This window comes from Campylobacter sp. IFREMER_LSEM_CL1846, from assembly GCF_025772105.1.
Taxonomy (GTDB): Bacteria; Campylobacterota; Campylobacteria; order Campylobacterales; family Campylobacteraceae; genus Campylobacter_D; species Campylobacter_D lari_D.
In genome coordinates this window covers 1-3,607 of the sequence record NZ_JAKMRM010000025.1, presented here as the reverse complement: position 1 = coordinate 3,607, position 3,607 = coordinate 1, and the positions used below count along the sequence as shown (strand labels likewise).

The following is a 3,607-nucleotide window of genomic DNA, read 5'->3' as shown; positions in this document are numbered from 1 at the left end:
TAAACTCTTTAGAAGCTGCCACCCAGGCAAATTATGATAAAACTTCTAATGCTTATATTATTAAACAGCACAAATTTAATAATAATGATGTTTATGATTATAATCTTGATACATATAAACTCTTAAGTGGTAAAAACTTCTATGGTCAAATGGCTAGCAATAAAAACCTTTCAAATATTACTTTAATTTATGATAATCCTAAAGATAAGGCTCATTTGAATTTAAATAAATTAGCCTTTAGACAGCATATACTTACTCCAAGTATTAAAGAAGATATTTTTGTAGTTAATGGTTTTCATAGTTTTAGTTCGGTTAATACCGCTTTAAATCAATTAAGCTATATACCTTTTTTAGTTTCTGCTTACACCTTTAATGCAAAAGCAAATAATAATACCTTAGTATTAAAAGCAGGGGAATTATCTTCAGTATATTATTTAAAACCTACCGATAAAGAAGTAATTAATCCTAAAGCTAGTGGCTTAGATAATAAATATAATTTTTTAATCACTCCAGCCATAGCAAGAAAAGGTGAAGCAAGTAATAATACTTTAAATTTCTTAAAAGATGCCTATGTGGATATGGGTGTTGAAAACACCTATACCTTACCTTTAAATGGTGCTCCTTATATTTTAGGTGCTTTTGGGGGTTGATGCTAATACTAATAACAATACTGTTATTTTAAATAGCGGCTCTAAGATAGACTTTCATACTACTCCTTATAAACAAAGTGCTTTAGGGGATAATATTTTTGATGAGAGAATGACTCATGTAGTAGGAGCTTATACTTATAATGGCAATGCTAAAAATAATAAGGTTATTATAGATGGAGCTTCTTTATTAGTTCATGGTCCAAGTGGAGCTTATTCTACTTCAGCTGCTACTCACTTAGGAGGAGCTTTTGTAGATGTAAATAATAATCAAAGCTATGAAGTAAGCAATAATAGTGTAATTATTAATGATTTAAAACTAGATTTAAGAGTGGATACTAAAAATACTCCATTAGCATACAATGCTATTTTAGTAGGAGCAGTTTATGGGGGTAGGATTATAGAAGGTAATGCATATAGAAATGTTATTATCATTAAGGATTTACAAACCTTATTAGCATTAAATACCAATATAGAAGTAAAAGCACTCTTAGACTTTTATGCAGGTATAACTAATAATGGTATGGCTAATGATAATGTTATTTATATGAATTTGAAAAAGCCATTTGAAATCAATTTTAATTTTACCGGTAAAGATGAAATCAATCTTTATGGTGGGGTAGCTACTAAAGGAGCTAGTAGAAATAGTATAAATATAGAAGGAAGTATTACTCAAGGAGTAACAGATAAAAAAAGATATGATAAGATTAATATTATTGCTGCACAAACTCTAAGTTCTAAAGCAAATAATAATAGTATTAATATCAGTAATTCTAATTCTGATATTCCTATGTTTTTATATGCAGTTATGTCTGAAGATGGTAAATATTATGCAAGTAGTGCTAATGCTAATAGTATAGTTTTAGATAATGTAAAATCAGGTAGAAACCTCACTGCTATTATAGAAGCTGATAATTTAGAAAAAAACACTATAAAATATAATATGGTACAATCTTTATCTAATGCTTCTAATATAGATAAAGGTTCTAAAATCATTTTAAGAGCTAATGAAAATGCTAATGATAATACTTTAAATATTAAAGATTATTCAAGTGCAGCTAGTTCTAATGTATATATTATTAATGCAAAAAATGAAAGTGCTAATAATACTTTTATCTTTGATAACTTAGCCCTAGGTACAGCTTCTGATAAAAGAGAAGGGGAAATAATAATTAGTGCAGGTATAGCTAAGAATACTCATGATAATTATACTCATATAAATAATTTAAATATAGATGAGTATAAAAACAACTCTACTATCATCATAGCAGCTTCTGGTGTATATAGTGAAAATGATAAAAGCTATAATAATACTTTATACTTAAGTGGTAATACTAATATTTTTAACAATACCAATATAGAAGTATTAGCAGGAAGCTTTTTACAAACTAAAAAAGACAATAACTTTGTATCAAAAGTTCTAACACATAAAAATGGTACTAATAATCATTTAGTATTAAATACAAATATAAAAGCAAATACTATTAATAACTTTGATCATTATAGCTTTATCTTAAAAGATGATACTAAGGCTTATTTAAATGCTAAAGAAGCTATTCATCTTTCTAAAGATAGTTCTATTAATGTATATACAAACAATAATGTAAAAAATAAAAGCTTTATTTTAATGCAAAGTGAAAAAGGCTTTGTAGATGCAAATAATAAACACTTAAATCAAAAAGACTTACAAAGCTTATTAGAAACTATCACTAAAAACAATCAAAGCTTACATAAAAACATCAAAGCAAAAGTTCAAAAAGCTAAATACACTCTAAGTGTAAGTAAAGATGCAAAAAGCATAGTAGTAAATTTAAATTAAAAAAATAATACACAAAAAGGAGCCAACATGAAAAAACTATCAAATCACATCATACTCTCAGGCATAACTGTATCAATGCTATTTTCTCCACTAATGGCTTTACCTAGTGGAGGTAAATTTACTCACGGGACTAGTGGAACTATAAACAGACCAAATGACAATACCTTAAATATTAATGGACATGGAACAAATTCAGTCATACAATGGGGTGGTGGCTTTAGCATAGGCAAAGGTGAAAGTGTAAATTTTAATGGAAGCAATAAAAACTACCTAAACATTGCTCATGGGACAAGTAAATCTACCATAGAAGGTGTATTAAATGCAAAAGGCAACAATGTCTTTTTAATCAATCCTAATGGAGTAATCATTACTAAAACAGGAACTATCAATGCTAATCGCTTTGTGGCTTCAACTTCGTCGATGGGTGATGAGGATATACAAAAGTTTGCAAAGATGCAAAAATTTGATGATGGATTAACTTTTTCACCGGTGTTTAAACCACAAAAAGCAGGCAATGTAGTTAATATGGGTAATATTAATGCTAATAATGTATTACTTATAGGGAATAAGGTTTTATTATATGGAACTTTTGATATTAAAAGTAAAACTTTTAATCAAATTGCAGCTTTAGATAAAGATAAAAAAACAAATATATATTTAGTTGGAAATGAAACTCATGCTGATATTGCTACCTTAAATAATACAGATAAGTTGCATATAACTGCTAAAGATGAAGGTTCTTTATATTTAGGTGCTACGGGATATTATTATAATCCATCTTCTTTTAAAAGTTTTAATTACAAACAACAAGATTATGATAATGCTTTAGATGAAACTGGAAACAAAATAGAAGTAAAGCATAATAATGAAAAATTTTTAAATAATAAATTTATAGGTATAAGTTCTGATGTGGATTGGTGGCATTTTGCTAAAGGATGGAATGAAAATAAAAGTGATTTTAGCAAAAATATCGAATATAGACTTACCAATAATATAAATTTTAAAGGCAATCAAGGCAAAGGCAAAGAAGGAAAAGATTGGCAAAACTATGCTAATTATTGTATAGATGGTCTTGATTGTACTTCTATGATGATTGGTGATAATAAAAATCCTTTTACTAAAACATTTGATGGCCAAGGAT

The 3,607-nt window shown here is 27.5% G+C and carries 2 protein-coding genes and 1 pseudogene; all 3 read left to right on the top strand.

The window, feature by feature from the left end; genetic code table 11:
- Window positions 1-650 (top strand): annotated as a pseudogene (locus tag L8W40_RS07965) (hypothetical protein); the annotation flags it as partial.
- Entirely contained in the window at window positions 640-2,466 is a 1,827-nt protein-coding gene (locus L8W40_RS07960) for a hypothetical protein (RefSeq protein ID WP_263665135.1), read from the top strand. The pseudogene L8W40_RS07965 and the gene L8W40_RS07960, both read left to right, overlap by 11 nt.
- Window positions 2,467-2,493: 27 nt before the next feature.
- Window positions 2,494-3,607, top strand: a 1,114-nt coding sequence (locus L8W40_RS07955) for a filamentous hemagglutinin N-terminal domain-containing protein (RefSeq protein WP_263665134.1), incomplete at its 3' end; no start/stop codon positions are given.